Here is a 16,497-nt window from a genome sequence, read left to right on the forward strand (position 1 = left end):
TTTGATAATGAACACCACTATACAGTACGTAGGACAACACCCACGTAAACGTCATCAATGTAACCCAGCCCTTAAGCTCTGGTGGGATATGTATTACCAAAACATGAGGGTAAATATTGAGAAAGGCCCTTTAATTGAAAACTACCTAGCAACCTTGCTTCGCGTAATGGAGAATGCCCGCCGAGAATGTCCACGAATATTCGCCGTACGCATCGACCCGCGCTTTCCTGCACGGAATTATATTAGCAATACAGGCAATGATAATTCCTATATTCGCAACTTTATAAATCATTTGCAGTGGGAACTAGATATCGCAGGAACCAAATATCCTCACAAAATGCGCTACGTATGGTGTCGCGAGCAAGTGACCAGCATCCACCATCACTACCACGTACTACTGCTGTTAAGCGGGGATGCGTATAGAAGCCTGGGAAATTATACTCATTCAACTGGTGGAAGCTTTAAGCGTGACAATCTTTTCCACCGAATTGTCCGGGCTTGGTCAGTCGCGATAGGCTGGCCACTAGAAAATATGAAAGGGTTAGTACATATAGCCACCGATGACATGACTAAACATGCGTACACTTGGCATTACCAAAGAAATGACCAAGCTACTTTTGAAGAAGTATTTCATGGGGCTAGCTACATGTGTAAAGAATATTCGAAGCCGATCGGACAAAGTATCCATTGTTTTGAGGGAAGCAGACGATAGCCACGTAATCCTTCATTAGTCATAAGTCGCAATATCCCAACTCGACTAAAATCGAGCGTTCGAGCGTGGTTCGAACGCTCGATTACTTTGCTGTACTTAGTACCTAAGTGCGCCTATATCGTTAGCTAAGCAATTAATTATTATTCGCTCTCCCTGATTAATCTGATTCGGCAATACACCTTAAAAATCGTTCTAATGATTTTCTTCAGAGCATTCCGCCCAGGCGTGGGTACACCTTGGCCATCATCAAAAAGACTCAGAACCAAACATGGGTAGTGTCCATGAATTCAGATAAAAATAAAAAAATATGTTATGAAAGCTTGCTATTTTTGCTATTACTAGCAGAAATAGCATGTAAAATTATTAATTTTTATAATTATTCACAGTGAGAAACACAATGCAGACAAATATAAATAGTGAAGAAGAATGGCCAGCCTTTGATGAACAATCACTATTCGAGGCTATGAGCCGTGAGGTGAGCCAGCATGTCGAGGTGGCTCCGGAAATGGCACGAACGACTGCGCTTGGTGCAATGGCAATGGCATGTCAAGGAGTTGTTGATGTAGCTTTTCCTAATGGACATGTGGTTCCTACTTCGTTGAACCTTCTGACTATTGCTGAGAGTGGCGAAAGAAAAACAGCCTTAGAAAATTGGTTCTTTCAACCCATTCGTGATTTTCAGTCAGCACAAAAAAAGGAGCGGCAGCTATCCATTCAGGTATATCAACGAAATCTTAAAAACTGGAGAAATGCGGAAAAAGCACTTGAAAAAAAGCGGACCCAAACTTACTTGAATGGTGAATCCATTGAAGAGATTGAGCGGCAACAAGCCGAGTTAGATGATCAAAAACCTCAACCTTCGCGTCTTCGGCAGCTGATATATGAAAATGTAACACCAAGTGCCCTCGCATTTAGTTTGTACGAAAATATTCCGTTAGCTTGTCTGGTTTCTAGCGAAGCAGGCAACATTTTTGAAGGCCGTGCATTTCAAGATTTACCTATGTTTAATTCGATGTGGAGTGGTTCCACCCTGGATGTATCACGCCGTAGTTCTGAAAGTTTCACATTAGAAAATCCACGATTAAGTCTGGCTTTGATGGCGCAGCCGAAAGTAATTGATCGATTTTTAGAAAAGCGGGGTAGTGAAGCCAGAGACAATGGCTTTCTATCGCGTCTGATCGTAATCAAGCCTGTATCATTCATAGGGAATCGGAAAGGTGGGTCTTCTGTTGATGCCAAAAAAAGCAAGGAGTTTAGCGATAGAGTAACAAATTTGCTTACTGAGGCGTTTGCTATATTGGACAGTAAAAGCCGACAACGGAAGGTTTTAAGGTTTAGCTCATCAGCCAAAACACTTTGGCAACAAATTCAACTAAGCATTGAGCAAGATATGGCAGAGCATGGTAAGTATTACCATGCACGGGATCATGCTTCAAAGCTGATTGATAACGTCACCCGTGTTGCCGCTATTCTTCACACGTTCGAGGGGTATGAAGGAGACATTGAAAGTCATGTCCTTGAATATGCTTATCGGCTTTGTAAATGTCATTCTAACCAATACCTTAAATATTTAGCAGGCGAGCCTGAAATTGTTACCATAACTAATGAACTTATTAGAGAAATCCGGCGCCTGGGTTATCCGATTGGAGAAGATGTTTTTAACTTTAACAAGACATTGTTTCTTCAAAATGGCCGTGGCAAATCCCGCAACCGTAAAAAACTTGACCAAGGTTTACAGCTGCTTATAAAGCTGGGGCATGTAAAATGTGCTAGTCATGCTAATTTTCAATTTTCCGAGATGATTTTTTATGGTGTAAATAGCGTCTTGAAAAATGGTATTGACTATTATATTGAAGAGCTCCCGAGTTACGAATCACAGTATTTCAGTACAGGCGATACAGGTAGGTATCCTGGAACCAGGGTAAATAGGTAACCCCCCCGAAAAACCAGGGTGCTCAAAAGTAGAATTTTCCGTAAGCTAAACGCAGGGAGATTCTGCATGAAAAAATCACGTTTTTCTGACAGCCAAATACTGTCAATTCTCAAGCAAGCCGAAGGCGGCGCACCGGTTCCAGAGCTATGTCGTGAGCATGGCATGAGCAGTGCGACTTTCTACAAATGGCGAGCTAAATTCGGCGGCATGGATGCGTCAATGATGGCCCGGCTGAAAGAGCTGGAAGATGAAAACCGGCGGCTCAAGAAGATGTACGCAGAGGAACGCTTGAAAGCGGATATTCTCAAGGAGGCCATCGAAAAAAAGTGGTGAAGCCGTCTCGACGCCGTGAGATGGCGCAGACAGCCGTCAATGAGAAGCGTGCCAGTATTCGCCTGGCGTGTTGGATGTTCAGTATCAGCGAGACCTGCTACCGCTATCAGGCGAAGCTCAGCAACGAGAATGCCGAAATCGCGGACTGGCTGATCCGACTGACCCATAACCAGCGGAACTGGGGCTTTGGTCTGTGCTTCCTGCATCTGCGCAATGTGAAAGGCTTTAGGTGGAACCACAAGCGGGTTTACCGGATTTACCGAGAGCTGGAGCTGAACCTGCGGATCAAACCCAAGAAACGTCTCGTTCGTGAAAAGCCTGAGCCGTTGGTCGTGCCGGAAATGATCAATGAGAGTTGGTCGATGGGTTTCATGCACGATCAGCTCAACAATGGTCGCAGTTACCGGCTGCTGAATGTGATTGATGACTTCAACCGCGAAGGTCTTGGTATCGAAGTGGACTTCTCTCTTCCGGTAGAGCGGGTTATCCGGTCATTGGAGCAGATCATTGAATGGCGGGGAAAACCGCGCTCTATCCGCTGTGACAACGGACCTGAATACATCAGCGGTAAGCTATCAGCCTGGGCAGAGAAACACGATATCAAGCTGGCATTTATCCAGCCAGGCAAACCGCAGCAAAATGCCTACATTGAACGCTACAACCGTACCGTGCGTTACGACTGGCTGGCACAGTATTTGTTCGATAGCACCGAAGAAGTCCAGGATTATGCGACTCGCTGGCTCTGGCACTACAATCACGAACGGCCCAACATGGGACTCGGAGGAATCACTCCTCAACAGAAGTTGGCCATGATGGCCTGAGGTCTACTTTTGAAGCCCTCTAAAAATGGGGGGATTACCAATACATCTTTATAGCCTAAATGCTGATATTAAGCTGTTTCTAAAGATGGTTCGATGTTTTGCATTATCTACGCTTTGAATGAAATCGAATCATCTATTGATCTTTCCCCAAAGTCATCCCCCCGTTCAAGATACGCCTCAATCAGTGCTGATGATGTAGGCGCTTCATGCTTCTACTCTTTATCATTGTACGTTTTCAAAAAACCTAACGGCAGATTATATCCCCGCTTCAGAGACGGCTGGTTTGGTATCGATGTCGCAAAGCTGGTCGACTCGGATGCGCAACATGGCGGTTTCGACGAACCACGGCAAGATAGGCGCTTGCGCCCAATTGATTTCGTTTTGGAGGAAAATCACAAAGATGCAAAGAGATTATTTTTATAAAAAATTTCGCAGCTAAAGCCCTAGTATTTTTTTACATAGCTGTTTTTGTTGTCTTATTTTTCCAAAAAGCTAATTATTTCCATTGCGAGACTGGTGGTGTTGAGCGGATCTACACTGTCGACATCAACTCACAAGGAGCTCGACCATGAGTAATATCGAACCACCCATCACTGTTCTACGTATGAAGCAATTAGTAAAGAAAATTGGCATCAGCCGTTCTTCTGTGTACGAAAAAATGAATCCCAAATCACCTCGCTACGATAAGACATTCCCGCGGCCTTTCAAACTAGGAAAATCGGCAGTGGGATGGTTTGAAAGTGATATCAATCAATGGCTTATGCAGCGTCATGCATAAATGGTTTAGATGTTTGGTAAAGGCTACTTACGGCGGTGAGTAAAATATTGCTTTCTACATTGCTCATCATTTTTTAACCAGGTAGTTAGCCAAGTTTCAATATCAGTGACTGTTGTATCCGGATCTGCGTCAATTCCACTGTTCATGTGCCGCTCAAATATGAGCGGCGCTAGTTTGCTTGCCGCAGTTTTCATAGCTTTCCAACCATTGACAGGTGCTTGAGATGCTAAAAGCTCGAAAAAATAAGGTTTTAAGTATCGCCGTTCTTGGTGATTATTCTGTCCAGAGGCTCTATTACGATTCGATACTGAAAGTTTGTCTTCCTCATATAGAGCTATCTCTATTTTAAACTCTGACTTTTTGTATTCGATGAGAGTAGACCATGCATTTAGCTCACGTCCTGATTGGAAAAGTAAGTCAGAACACAGCAACCAGGTCATTGCTTGAGAGAAATAGCTTTGTAAATAGGGGCTCTGAAACGCAGTGCTAAGTGTGTTTTTTATATGCTCTTCGCAGGATGTTCCACTTTGGCCGCTTTTTAACGCTTTCAAGGCTGTTTGGTACGCATCTAAAAATGCAGGGTCTTGGTTTTCTTCAGGAGGTAGGTCGCTATTGATATGATTGCCTGAAAAATAAGCATTTTTCAAAACTATCTTCGCGTCTTCGATGTGCTCAGATAAAGATATCTTCGATTTTACATGGTAAAGGTCATCTACAACCATAACGGGGGTAGGGTATTTAGATGATTCTGGCCTTAAGTGTATAGCATTCAGTGGGTAGGTCATGGCTAGTTTGTTGCTCTATTATGCAGATTTGCATATCAAGCCATGTAAAAATATGAATATCAATACGAGATTTAATTGCACGGTGCTAATCATTAACATAAAACCTGATATTAATGATGGGCGCACTCGATCCATCAAGCCAACCCAGCATTCCTGACATGAGGGTATAAAGGGGAAAGATCCATCAGGCATGCCAAATTTGACTTTTTCTTTTACTATTTTGTGATTTTAAGTGATTGTATTTAAAGAGTAAGTGGATTTTTGCCACGTTCAGAGCTATGAATTTAAAATACCTCTGTTCGCTACTCTAGCCTTTGCTGTGAAGCATAGAAGGTGCTCGGCTGGAGGCACAGATGTGTATGATAGTACCCAATTATTTTCATTAAACATGGGGAAGCATCCGTGAACACGGAAAGTCACTCTCAGCTTGCTGCTTTTATCTGGTCGGTCGCTGATCTTCTACGCGGCGATTTCAAGCAGTCCCAGTATGGCCGCATCATTCTGCCGTTTACGCTGCTGCGCCGCCTGGAGTGCGTCTTAGAGCCTACCAAGGCCGATGTGCTGAAAGCCGCTGAAGACCATCAGAACAAGCCTGAGGCAGTGCGTGAGAAGCTGTTGCTTCGCGCAGCCAACCAGCCGTTTTTCAATGCGTCACCCTTTAGCCTGATCAGCCTGTCTGACACCCAGACCAGCGACGACCTGATGAGCTATGTGCAGTCGTTCAGCCAGAGCGCGCGGGAGATTTTCGAGCACTTTGAGTTCGAGAGCTTTGTTCAACAGCTCAGCGCCAATAATCTGCTCTACAAGGTCGTGCAGCAGTTTGCGGCGATTGATCTGAGTCCAGCGCGGGTAAGCAATCACGGTATGGGCGGCATCTTTGAAGAACTGATTCGCAAGTTTGCCGAAAGCTCCAACGAAACCGCCGGGGAGCACTTTACGCCTCGCGATATCGTTCACTTGACTACCTCACTAGTGCTGACCGGGCAAGAAGCCAAACTCAAGCCCAATAGCATCGTCACCGTGTATGACCCGACAGCGGGCACTGGCGGGTTTCTTTCCGAAAGCGACGATTACATTCAGCAGGTCAGCCAGAATGTCACCGTCTCGCTGCACGGGCAGGAGCTGAACCCCGAGTCCTACGCCATTTGTAAGGGCGATATGCTGGTCAAGGGGCAGGAGGTCGAACAGATCAAACTGGGCAACACGCTCTCGGACGACCAACTGGCGGGGGAGCGATTTGACTACATGCTCTCCAATCCGCCGTTTGGCGTTGAGTGGAAGAAGGTACAGAAGCAAGTCACTGACGAGCACAAGCACCGTGGCTATGATGGCCGCTTTGGCCCTGGCTTACCGCGTGTCTCTGATGGCTCGCTGCTGTTTCTGATGCATCTGGTGGCCAAAATGCGTTCCCGCCAAGACGGTGGCTCGCGCATAGGCATCATCCTTAACGGCTCGCCGCTGTTTACCGGCGGGGCGGGTAGTGGGGAATCTGAAATTCGCCGTTACCTGCTACAACATGACATGGTGGAAGCCATCGTTGGCCTGCCCACGGATATGTTCTACAACACCGGCATTGCTACCTATATATGGGTGCTTTCCAACAACAAGCCCGCCGAGCGTAAAGGCAAAGTACAGCTGATTAACGCCACCGGCCGGGCCAGCAAGATGCGCAAGTCGCTAGGCAGCAAACGCCAGTACATTACCGACCGCGATATTGACGATATCGTCCGCTTGTATGGCGCTTATGAGGAAAACGACGAAAGCAAGCTCTTCCCAGTAGAAGCCTTTGGCTATCGTCGCATTACCGTCGAGCGGCCGCTACGCTTGAATTTTGATGCCAGCGCAGAACGCCTGGCCCGGCTGGATGACGAGAAGCCTATTCAGAAGCTGGCAGATGCCGAGCAAGCCGCGCTTAAAACCGCCTGTGAGTCACTCGGTGAACAACGCTACACTAACCGCGATGCATTCACCAAGGCGCTGAAGGGTGCCCTCAAGGCCGAAGGGCTGAAAATCGGCGCACCAGTGCAGAAGGCCATTCTTAATGCGCTTTCTGAGCGCGATCCGGACGCCGATATTTGCCTGGACAAGCAAGGCAACCCCGAGCCAGACACCAGCCTGCGCGATAACGAAAACGTGCCCTATGGTGAATCGGTATATGACTACTTCGAACGTGAGGTAAAACCCCACGTACCGGATGCCTGGATCGACGACAACAAGCGTGATGAGCTGGATGGCCGCATCGGCATTGTCGGCTTCGAGATACCCTTTAACCGTCACTTCTACCAGTTTACGCCCCCGCGCCCACTGGAAGAGATCGACGCCGACCTGAAGGCCTGCACCGACAAGATCAAGCAGATGATCGAGGAGCTATCGGCATGACAAATTTGTCTGGAGCAAATTTGAACAAGCGCGAAGCGACTGGCCCGAAGAGCGAGGGCAGGGATATCCCGAGTACTTTTCCGCAGTATCCTGAATACAAAGACTCAGGCATCGAGTGGCTGGGGGAAGTGCCGGTGCTTTGGGAGGTGGTAAAGCTCAAGAGGCTGTGCCACATGCAAAGTGGCGACTTCATTTCCCCTTCAGATATTGAAGAAGATGGTGAATACCCTGTTTATGGAGGTAACGGGCACCGAGGATTTACCCCAAGCTATACACACAATGGGCTATACCCGCTTGTAGGAAGGCAAGGGGCGCTTTGTGGAAATGTAAATTATGCAAAAGGAAAATTCTGGGCTTCTGAGCATGCAGTTGTTGCATCGCCGGATGATGATGTTTCTCCAGTTTGGCTAGGTGAGCTGCTGCGTGCCATGGATCTCAACCAGTACTCGATTACAGCAGCCCAGCCTGGTCTTGCAGTTGAGAAGATAAAAAATCTTTTCACCCCGAAGCCTCCTCTGAGTGAGCAGTCCCAAATAGCCGCCTTCCTCGGCCACGAAACCGCCCGCATCGACGCCTTGGTGGAAGAGCAGCAGCGCCTGATCGCGTTGCTCAAGGAAAAGCGCCAGGCGGTGATTTCTCATGCCGTCACAAAAGGGCTCGACCCTGATGTGCCGATGAAAGACTCTGGGGTGGAGTGGCTGGGGGAAGTGCCTGAGCATTGGGCTGTAGGTCCACTTCGTTGGTATGCAACGATCCAAGGAGGCATCGCCAAAGGTAAGAGTTATGATGCTGAAACACCAACTGTAGAGCTCCCTTATCTTCGCGTAGCGAATGTTCAGGACGGTTACGTAGACCTATCAACGGTTAAAACAGTGGAAGTTGCTGTTTCTGAGGTAGACCGTTATCGCCTTCAAGAAGGTGATGTATTGATGAATGAAGGTGGAGATAACGACAAGCTTGGTCGTGGTACTGTTTGGAAGGGGGAAATTACTGATTGCCTCCACCAAAACCATGTTTTTGCTATTCGGCCGAACCACTATTTATTGCCACAATGGCTCTCTATGTTCACTCGCTCCAATACAGCTCGCGCTTACTTTTACCTCTATTCCAAGCAAAGCACGAATTTGGCATCAATATCTTCAAGTAGCGTAATGTCATGTCCATTGCCACTTCCTCCTGTTCAGGAGCAACGGCAAGTGCTGGATTTCCTTGCTATTGAGGCTGCTCGATTAGATGATCTGATGCAAGAGAGTATAGAAACTATCAATTTACTCCAAGAGCGCCGTTCTGCACTCATCTCCGCTGCTGTCACTGGCAAGATTGACGTGCGTGGTTGGCAGCCACCAGAGGATTCGGTGTTGACTGGTGAGGCCTCTCGGATGGAGGTTGTATGACCCAACTTCCACCTGATACTCAAGAAATGCTCAATAGCCTTCGCACCGCCGTGGCTGAAACCTTAGAGCGCAAGCGCCGTCTGGGGCAATACGCGGTGTTTTGGCAGGATGGCAAGCCTGTTTTAATCGGTGAAGACGCACCGTCACATCCTAACGTCACAACCCCCGACGATAATCAGCAGGCCAAGACGCGACAGTGATCACTCATTAGTTGATCAGCGCAGTAATCGTCATGTATTGGTATCGCTCTGCTTTTTTATTTGACGGGTATTTGATAAGCAGTGCCTTTTTATAAGCAAGAATGGGTTATGGATCATTTAAATCAACTGCTTATGAATGTATTTCTTTTTGACAGGTATGTAATTAATGACACAGGGACGCAGCATCCGGCTGTTTCTAGTGGATGGCACGCCCAATGGCTTGCTTACCGCCGAAATCATGAACTGGACAGGCCATGTGCTGACCGGCCCGCGCACAAAGCTGACAGAGCTAGTCCAGCGGCCCGAGTGCGGCCGCACCGGGATCTATTTTCTGGTGGGGCCTGACCTGGAAGGCAGCCCACGCCCACAGGTGTATATCGGGGAAAGTGATGATGTGGGAACACGACTAAAACAGCATAACCGGCCAGAAGATAAAGGTGGCAAGGACTTCTGGGAGAAAGTCTGTTTAGTGACCAGCAAGGATCAAAACCTTACCAAAGCCCACGTCAAATATCTGGAAAGCCTGCTGATCCAGTCAGCAGGCGAGCTAGGGCGCTGCAAGCTAGCCAACGGCACCGCGCACGAATACATCAACTTGCCCGAATCCGACCGCGCCGATATGGCTTTTTTTATGGAGCAGATCCGTACGGTACTGCCGGTACTTGGGCTGGATTTTTTGCGTCAGCGTCAGCATCCGCTTACACAAATCAGGGTAGAGCCTGTTCAGTCTGTCCCCTTAACCACGTTTGAATTGAAGATACCCAAATACAAAATCACCGCCTGGGCGCAGGAGATAGACGGTGAATTTATTGTGCTGTCCGGTAGTAAGGCACGGGAACGCTGGGCGAGTAATACTGACTATGCCAGTTATCGGCCACTGTATGAGCAGTTGACGGAAGAAGGTGTTTTGGCTTGTGATGAGCAGGGAATAGTCAGCTTTTCTCGCGATCATGCTTTCTCAAGCCCCAGCGCTGCGGCTGCCGTAGTATCTGGGCGTCCTGCCAATGGCCGCACGGTCTGGGTAGAAAGACACAGCCGAAAGACATACGGTGAATGGCAAGACCAGCAAGTTAATGCCGCCCTAAGTTAAGGGTCACGAGCAAAAAGGACAGCAAATGCTCTATCGCATTCAAAACGATGATGAGACCGGATATCTCGAACGTCATAATGCTACGACGCTTCAATCGTTATCTTCCCATTACAAAGAAGCTGACTTGCAGCGGTGGATTTTCCACCATTTAGATTCGGTTTTGCGCACGGATGAGTTGCTCCCTATTCAGCAAGCCACTAGAGGTGAAGAAGCTGATATTACTGCCGTAGATGCTAGCGGACGACTTTTTATTTTTGAGTTAAAGCGCTGGGAGGCACACTCTGAAAACCTTTTACAAGTCATGCGTTATGCCCAAATTTCCAGCCAGTGTGGCTACGAGCATCTCAACAAGCTATATCAAAAGCTGAATAAGTCAGAAGGACAGCTAAGCGAAGTTCATCAAGAGGTCTTCGGGCTTTCAAATCCCTTAGAAAGGGCTGCATGGAACCATGATCAAGTGTTAGTGGTGATCACCAATGGACTCGACTATGCGACGCGAAAAGCGATTAAATATTGGAATAGCAAAGGGATTAACATTCGTGCCTGGATATATCGGGTTTACGAGATTAACGGGCAGCCTTTCTTGGATATCAATGCATTTGGGCAAGAAGACGATCCCCACGAGGATCGCCCAATGCGTTATCACCTGGTTAATACCAATCACAGCAATGATCCCATTTCGCATCATTACATGCTGGATGAGGGGCGCGCCGCTGCCTTTTATACACCCTGGAAAAACAAGATAGATAATATCGAGAAAGGGGATTGGGTATTTCTCTACTATAGTGGGCACGGGGTAGTGGCTTACGGTAAATGCCAGTCAGAAACGCCTTCTTTAAAGGCACCACCACACGCACTTGAAGATCATCATCAAGAGCATTTCGTGACGTTATCGCCATTCTATCGGCTTGAGCGTAGTGTTAGTCCTTCAGAGTTGCGAGATGCGGCGGGTTATCATGTGCCATTAGTCAGCACTTACACCCAGTTACGCACGACGGGCGGCGATTCATTGAAAAGCCATTGTGAACGGTTTAGGCAAGCAGACTCTCAAAGCATGTAAGGATTTTAAATGGCGGACTGCAGGGAAGCCCAGTTTCAACAAGACATCATCGACGCCATGGCCACCGGTGGTTGGGCAGTGGGCACTGCCAGCGGCTATGACCGTACCACAGCACTTTATACCGAAGATCTGCTGGGGTATGTGCAGGAAGCCTGGCCCGAGCGGTGGGAGAAGTTCTGTAAGGCTAACCCGCAATCGTCTGAAACGGTGTTTGTGCAGAAGGTGGTACGCGAGCTGGAACAGGCGGGCACGCTAGAGGTGCTGCGCCATGGCTTTAAAGTGCCGGGCGTGACGTTCGACCTGTGCAGCTTCAAACCAGATCACGGCATGAACCCTGAAGCGCTTTCTCGCTATCGTGCCAACCGCTTGCGCGTGGTACCGGAAGTATCTTACTCGCCCCATGCGCGTGAAAAAGGGAACGGTGGTCAGAGCTACAACCCACGTTTAGACTTGGTCTTGTTTGTAAACGGTATTCCGACCGCAACACTGGAGCTAAAAAGTGAGTTCAAGCAGTCGGTAGAAAACGCCAAGCGCCAGTACCGCAATGACCGCCCGCTGAAAGACCCCATCACGCGCAAGATCGAGCCGCTGCTGGCGTTTAAGCGCGGCGCGCTGGTGCATTTTGCCGTTAGCCAAGCAGAAGTGGCGATGACCACCAAGTTGGCGGGCAAAGAGACGTTTTTTCTGCCGTTCAACCTGGGCAGCGAAGGCGGCGGTGCCGGTAATCCACCCGCAAAAGATGACAATAGCTACGCCACAAGCTACTTGTGGGAGCGTGTGCTATTGCCGGATGCATGGCTGAAGATTCTCGGGCGCTTTTTGCACCTGGAGCAGAAAACCACCGAAGACTTTCACGGTCGACGCAAAACGAAAGAAACGCTGATTTTCCCGCGCTACCACCAATGGGAAGTGGTTAATCAGCTGATTGAGACCACCCAAGCCGAAGATGGCGGCCAGCGCTATCTAGTTCAGCACAGCGCTGGTTCGGGTAAATCCAACTCGATTGCCTGGCTGGCCCACCAGCTCGCCAACCTCTATGACGAAAGCGGCCAGCACAAGCGCTTCAACTCAGTGATTGTGGTGACCGACCGCACCGTGCTGGATAGCCAGCTGCAAAACACCATTTACCAGTTTGAACATGCCCATGGCGTGGTCTGCCCGATCACCCGCGATGTCGGCAACCAGAGCAAATCTGAACAGCTGGCGGAGGCGCTGGCGAGCAATACCCGCATCATCATCGTCACGATCCAGACCTTTCCTGCACTGTTCGATGCGCTGGATAAGCGGCCTACGCTTGCCGAAGGTCGCTATGCGGTGATTGCTGACGAAGCTCACTCTTCACAAGCGGGTGATTCTGCGCGCAAGCTCAAGGCGCTGTTAGCGGCTGCTGGCGAGAGCGCGGAAGATGATGAGGAAATCAGTGCAGAAGCAATGCTGGATGCAGCCGTGTCTACGCGTCGCCCTAATGAGCGCATCAGCTACTACGCCTTTACTGCCACACCCAAAGCCAAAACATTAGAACTGTTTGGCCGTGTACCAGACCTAAGCTTGCCGCCAAGTGCGGACAACAAACCTGAGCCATTTCATCTCTACTCAATGCGCCAGGCTATCGAGGAAGGCTTCATTCTTGATGTGCTGCGCAACTATGTGACTTACAGCACCGCCTGGAAACTGGCCCATTTAGAAGATGAAGAGCAGGAAGTAGACGCCAAGAAAGCCTCCCGTGCATTAGCCAAGTGGGTGCGCCTGCATCCTTACAACATTGCCCAGCGCGTAGAGGTCATTGTTGAGCACTTTCGCGCCAATGTGCGCCACCTGCTAGATGGCCAAGCCAAAGCGATGGTGGTTACCGCCAGCCGCCAAGAGGCGGTGCGCTACCAGCTGGCTATGCGCCAGTATGTGGAAGCTCAAGGCTATAGCGACGTGCATCCCTTGGTGGCCTTTTCCGGCAGCGTACCGGCAGATGAGATCATTCCTGAAGAAGTCAGCGAAACCAGCAAGCTACTCAATCCCGGCGTGCGTGGGCGTGATTTAGCAGCGGCGTTAGATACCGACGATTTCAACGTGATGATTGCGGCCAACAAATATCAGACCGGCTTTGATCAGCCCAAGCTATGTGCCATGTACGTGGACAAGAAGCTGCAGGGCGTAGATTGCGTGCAGACGCTCTCGCGGCTGAACCGTCTGTTTCCCGGCAAACAGACGTTTATCCTCGATTTCTTCAATGAACCACAAGAAATTTTAGAAGCGTTTGCGCCGTACTATCGGAAAGCGACGTTGGCAGATGTGTCCGATCCCCAGGTGGTGTATGACCTTAAACGCACATTGGATGCGGGTGGCATTTATCACTGGCCAGAGGTAGAAGCGTTTGCTACTGCTTTCTTTGACCCCAAAGCACCCGCCTCACGATTAAGTTACTACTGCCAGCCCGCTCAAGATCGCTTCAAAAAGCGCTATGAAGTCACCGTCGAGCAACAGCAAACCTGGAAGGAAGCCCGCTACCAAGCGGAGCAGCAGGGCGATGACAAAGGCATAAAGCGTGCCGTGCAGGAGCTGGAAGACGCAGGCAAGACCCGCGATGAGCTTGACCTGTTCCGTAAAAACTTACAAAGCTTTGTGCGCACCTATGAATTTCTCAGTCAGATCATCCACTTCGATGATGCTGAATTAGAGCAGCTGTGCGTGTATGCCAAGCACTTGTACCCCTTGCTACGTATTGATCGGTTATTAATTGGCGACCCTATTGATGTCAGCGAACTTGAGCTGGACAGCTATCGGCTGACCAAACGCGCTGAACAGCGCCTCTCGCTTGAAGAAGAGAGCGGCGACTACGGTTTGAAACCGATCACCGAGGTGGGTTCGGGCAAGCCTCATGACCCAGAGACACAGCTCCTTAATGAGATCATCGAGCGTTTAAATGACCTCTACGGCGCAGATATCAGCGATGGAGATAAGCTGCATTTTGCCAACGGTATTGCCGACCGTATTGAACATGATGATGCTGTCATGGCCCAGATCAATCACCATGATGAGGCCCAAGTAATGCACGGGCTGTTTCCCAAACGCGTCACTGACGCCGTGTTAGATGCCATGAACGACCATGAAAAGCTCAGTATGCCGTTACTGGAGAACGAAGAAACCGGCAGGCAGTTTGCGCTACTGATCTTGAAGCTACTCACAGGTCGGCAGCTTGATGGTCGAATCTAGCGTATGATAGTGGCTTCAAACGTGGTGGTCTCATCACGACACTGCAAAGATTTTACTGCCTGCGTCAGGTGGATGATTTACATCACATGGGTTGGAGGACACGGTGAATGGCTAAAGTTGGCTACCTCACGCACCTAGAAATTAATGGTTTTCGCTCTATCGAGTCTACATCGCTAGAGCTCAAGCCACTGAACGTGCTAATTGGCCCCAATGGTGCGGGGAAGTCGAACTTCATCAATTTTTTTCGCTTCATGAATAAGCTGCTTCAAAAAGATTTGCAGCTATATGTGGCGGAACAGGGCGGGGCGGATGCGCTGCTTCATTTTGGCCGAAAACAGACTCCCACGCTTTCAACGTACTTGCGCTTTGACCCAAACAGCTATGGGGCAACCTTGATTCCATCACAAGATGGACGCTTAGTCTTTAAAGAGGAGTTTTGCGAGTTTTTTGCTGACGCCATAGGCTTTTCAGGTGGCGACAAAAAAAAAGCGCTTGCTAAGCCTGGTGCTGACGAATCAGCCTTGCCAGCCCCGCAGGGTATGACTATTGCAGGTAATGTGGCTAAGCACATTTCTGACTGGAAGGTATATCACTTTCATGACACCAGCAGCAGTGCGCCTATGAAGCAAGCGGGAGAGCTGTTGGACAGTGACCGATTACGCGAGCAGGGCGAAAACTTAGCGGCTTTCCTTTATGACATTCAGACGCACAACCCAGATGTCTATAAGCGAATTGTATCTACGATCCAGCGGGTTGCGCCGTTTTTTCACGATTTCATACTGGCACCTGAACGGCATAACGACAGCAAAATTCGGCTGCGTTGGAAACATAAAGGCAGCGACGCCTATTTTGATGCGCATGCACTTTCAGACGGTACGCTGCGCTTTATTTGTATGGCTACCTTACTGCTACAGCCCAGCCTACCTTCCCTGATATTGTTAGATGAACCTGAGCTAGGTTTGCACCCGTATGCCATACAGCTATTGGGTTCCATGCTTAGGCTGGTTAGCCAATCAACTCAAATTATTATCTCTACGCAGTCAGTCTCGTTGGCTAATGAGTTTGGCGCTGACGATGTGGTCGTTGTGGAGCATTACGAAAATCGATCGACTTTTAAACGATTAGATGCGGGCGCGCTAGAAGCGTGGCTTGATGACTACCGTCTAGGAGACCTTTGGGAGAAAAATCTGCTGGGAGGTACGCCAGCATGATTCGATTGGGTATTAGTGTTGAAGGGGCAACGGAACGCGAGTTTGTGACGCGGGTATTGGCACCGGTATTGGCACATAACAACGTGTTTGTGTATCCCATTGATATGCATGGGCGTGTTTCGCTAGAGCGTGTTGAAAAAGAGCTTAGCAAGCTGCTTGCGATGTTTGACCATGTGACCACATTCTACGATTTCTATGGATTTCATAAACGGCCAGAGGGTAGTGTTGATGCGTTAGAAGCAGCGATCAACGATTTGATACCAGCCGATAAACGGCATCGATTCACGCCATACGTTCAGCAGTATGAATTTGAAGCGCTGGTACTCGCAGTGCCTGACCGTGCGGAAAGTGTCATTGGCATCAATGGCCTGGGAGATAAGATTCGTCAGATAGTTGATCAGTGTGGTGGGGCTGAACAAGTCAACGATGGTTATGAAACCTGCCCCTCACGGCGTATTAAAGCGATTGCCCCTCAGTATGATAAAAAATTCCATGGTCCAGTGACGTTAGAAGATGGTTTGCAGGAGGCGAGGGCAGCTTGCCCTCGCTTTGATGCTTGGCTGACTGCCATAGAACAGCTCAAAAAATAAAAAT

13 protein-coding genes are annotated in these 16,497 nt (G+C 48.9%); 12 read left to right on the top strand and 1 reads right to left on the bottom strand.

Translation table 11 applies throughout. The features are described from left to right. Positions 1-7: 7 nt before the first annotated feature. The 4 genes from K1Y77_RS08150 to K1Y77_RS08165 all read left to right on the top strand — a co-directional run bounded on the left by K1Y77_RS08150 (position 8) and on the right by K1Y77_RS08165 (position 4,577). Positions 8-712, top strand: coding sequence for an inovirus Gp2 family protein (locus tag K1Y77_RS08150; RefSeq protein ID WP_264431273.1), 705 nt, complete (start codon positions 8-10; stop codon positions 710-712). Between the two features lie 397 nt (positions 713-1,109). Further along, positions 1,110-2,645 (top strand): YfjI family protein, encoded by a 1,536-nt coding sequence (locus K1Y77_RS08155; protein ID WP_264431274.1) that lies wholly within the window; start codon positions 1,110-1,112, stop codon positions 2,643-2,645. Between the two features lie 66 nt (positions 2,646-2,711). Next, positions 2,712-3,799, top strand: a protein-coding gene (locus K1Y77_RS08160) for an IS3 family transposase (protein ID WP_264431276.1) whose coding sequence is annotated in 2 segments (ribosomal slippage) — positions 2,712-2,973 and positions 2,973-3,799 — 1,089 coding nt in all. Because the reading frame shifts where the segments join, the coding sequence is not laid out codon by codon here. Between the two features lie 568 nt (positions 3,800-4,367). Further along, complete coding sequence (locus K1Y77_RS08165) at positions 4,368-4,577, top strand: helix-turn-helix transcriptional regulator (protein ID WP_083004129.1); 210 nt, start codon at positions 4,368-4,370, stop codon at positions 4,575-4,577. 23 nt (positions 4,578-4,600) lie between these two features. On the opposite strand, the gene K1Y77_RS08170 is transcribed toward K1Y77_RS08165, so the two are convergent. Continuing rightward, on the bottom strand, positions 4,601-5,362 hold the full coding sequence (locus K1Y77_RS08170; protein WP_264431277.1) for a hypothetical protein: 762 nt from the start codon (positions 5,360-5,362) through the stop codon (positions 4,601-4,603). A gap of 402 nt (positions 5,363-5,764) precedes the next feature. Here K1Y77_RS08170 and K1Y77_RS08175 point away from each other — a divergent pair, with 402 nt between their 5' ends. The 8 genes from K1Y77_RS08175 (at position 5,765) to K1Y77_RS08210 (ending at position 16,493) form a co-directional block, all read left to right on the top strand. After that, complete coding sequence (locus K1Y77_RS08175) at positions 5,765-7,741, top strand: type I restriction-modification system subunit M (protein WP_264431279.1); 1,977 nt, start codon at positions 5,765-5,767, stop codon at positions 7,739-7,741. Continuing rightward, positions 7,738-9,135: a restriction endonuclease subunit S gene (locus K1Y77_RS08180; protein ID WP_264431281.1), complete on the top strand. Its 1,398-nt coding sequence runs from the start codon at positions 7,738-7,740 to the stop codon at positions 9,133-9,135. The genes K1Y77_RS08175 and K1Y77_RS08180 overlap by 4 nt, the downstream gene beginning before the upstream one ends. Further along, positions 9,132-9,335 (top strand): hypothetical protein, encoded by a 204-nt coding sequence (locus K1Y77_RS08185; RefSeq protein WP_264431283.1) that lies wholly within the window; start codon positions 9,132-9,134, stop codon positions 9,333-9,335. The genes K1Y77_RS08180 and K1Y77_RS08185 overlap by 4 nt, the downstream gene beginning before the upstream one ends. Positions 9,336-9,501: 166 nt before the next feature. After that, a complete protein-coding gene (locus K1Y77_RS08190) occupies positions 9,502-10,425 on the top strand; it encodes a GIY-YIG nuclease family protein (protein ID WP_038484140.1) in 924 nt (307 codons plus the stop codon). A gap of 25 nt (positions 10,426-10,450) precedes the next feature. Further along, the gene (locus tag K1Y77_RS08195; RefSeq protein WP_264431287.1) at positions 10,451-11,485 is read left to right on the top strand and encodes a PDDEXK family nuclease; all 1,035 of its coding nucleotides are present in this window, start codon (positions 10,451-10,453) and stop codon (positions 11,483-11,485) included. A gap of 9 nt (positions 11,486-11,494) precedes the next feature. Beyond that, complete coding sequence (locus tag K1Y77_RS08200; protein ID WP_264431289.1) at positions 11,495-14,692, top strand: type I restriction endonuclease subunit R; 3,198 nt, start codon at positions 11,495-11,497, stop codon at positions 14,690-14,692. A gap of 107 nt (positions 14,693-14,799) precedes the next feature. Further along, a complete protein-coding gene (locus K1Y77_RS08205; RefSeq protein ID WP_264431292.1) occupies positions 14,800-15,903 on the top strand; it encodes an AAA family ATPase in 1,104 nt (367 codons plus the stop codon). Beyond that, the gene (locus K1Y77_RS08210) at positions 15,900-16,493 is read left to right on the top strand and encodes a DUF4276 family protein (protein WP_264431295.1); all 594 of its coding nucleotides are present in this window, start codon (positions 15,900-15,902) and stop codon (positions 16,491-16,493) included. The genes K1Y77_RS08205 and K1Y77_RS08210 overlap by 4 nt, the downstream gene beginning before the upstream one ends. Positions 16,494-16,497 lie beyond the last annotated feature (4 nt).

Source organism: Halomonas qaidamensis (genome assembly GCF_025917315.1).
GTDB lineage: Bacteria > Pseudomonadota > Gammaproteobacteria > Pseudomonadales > Halomonadaceae > Vreelandella > Vreelandella qaidamensis.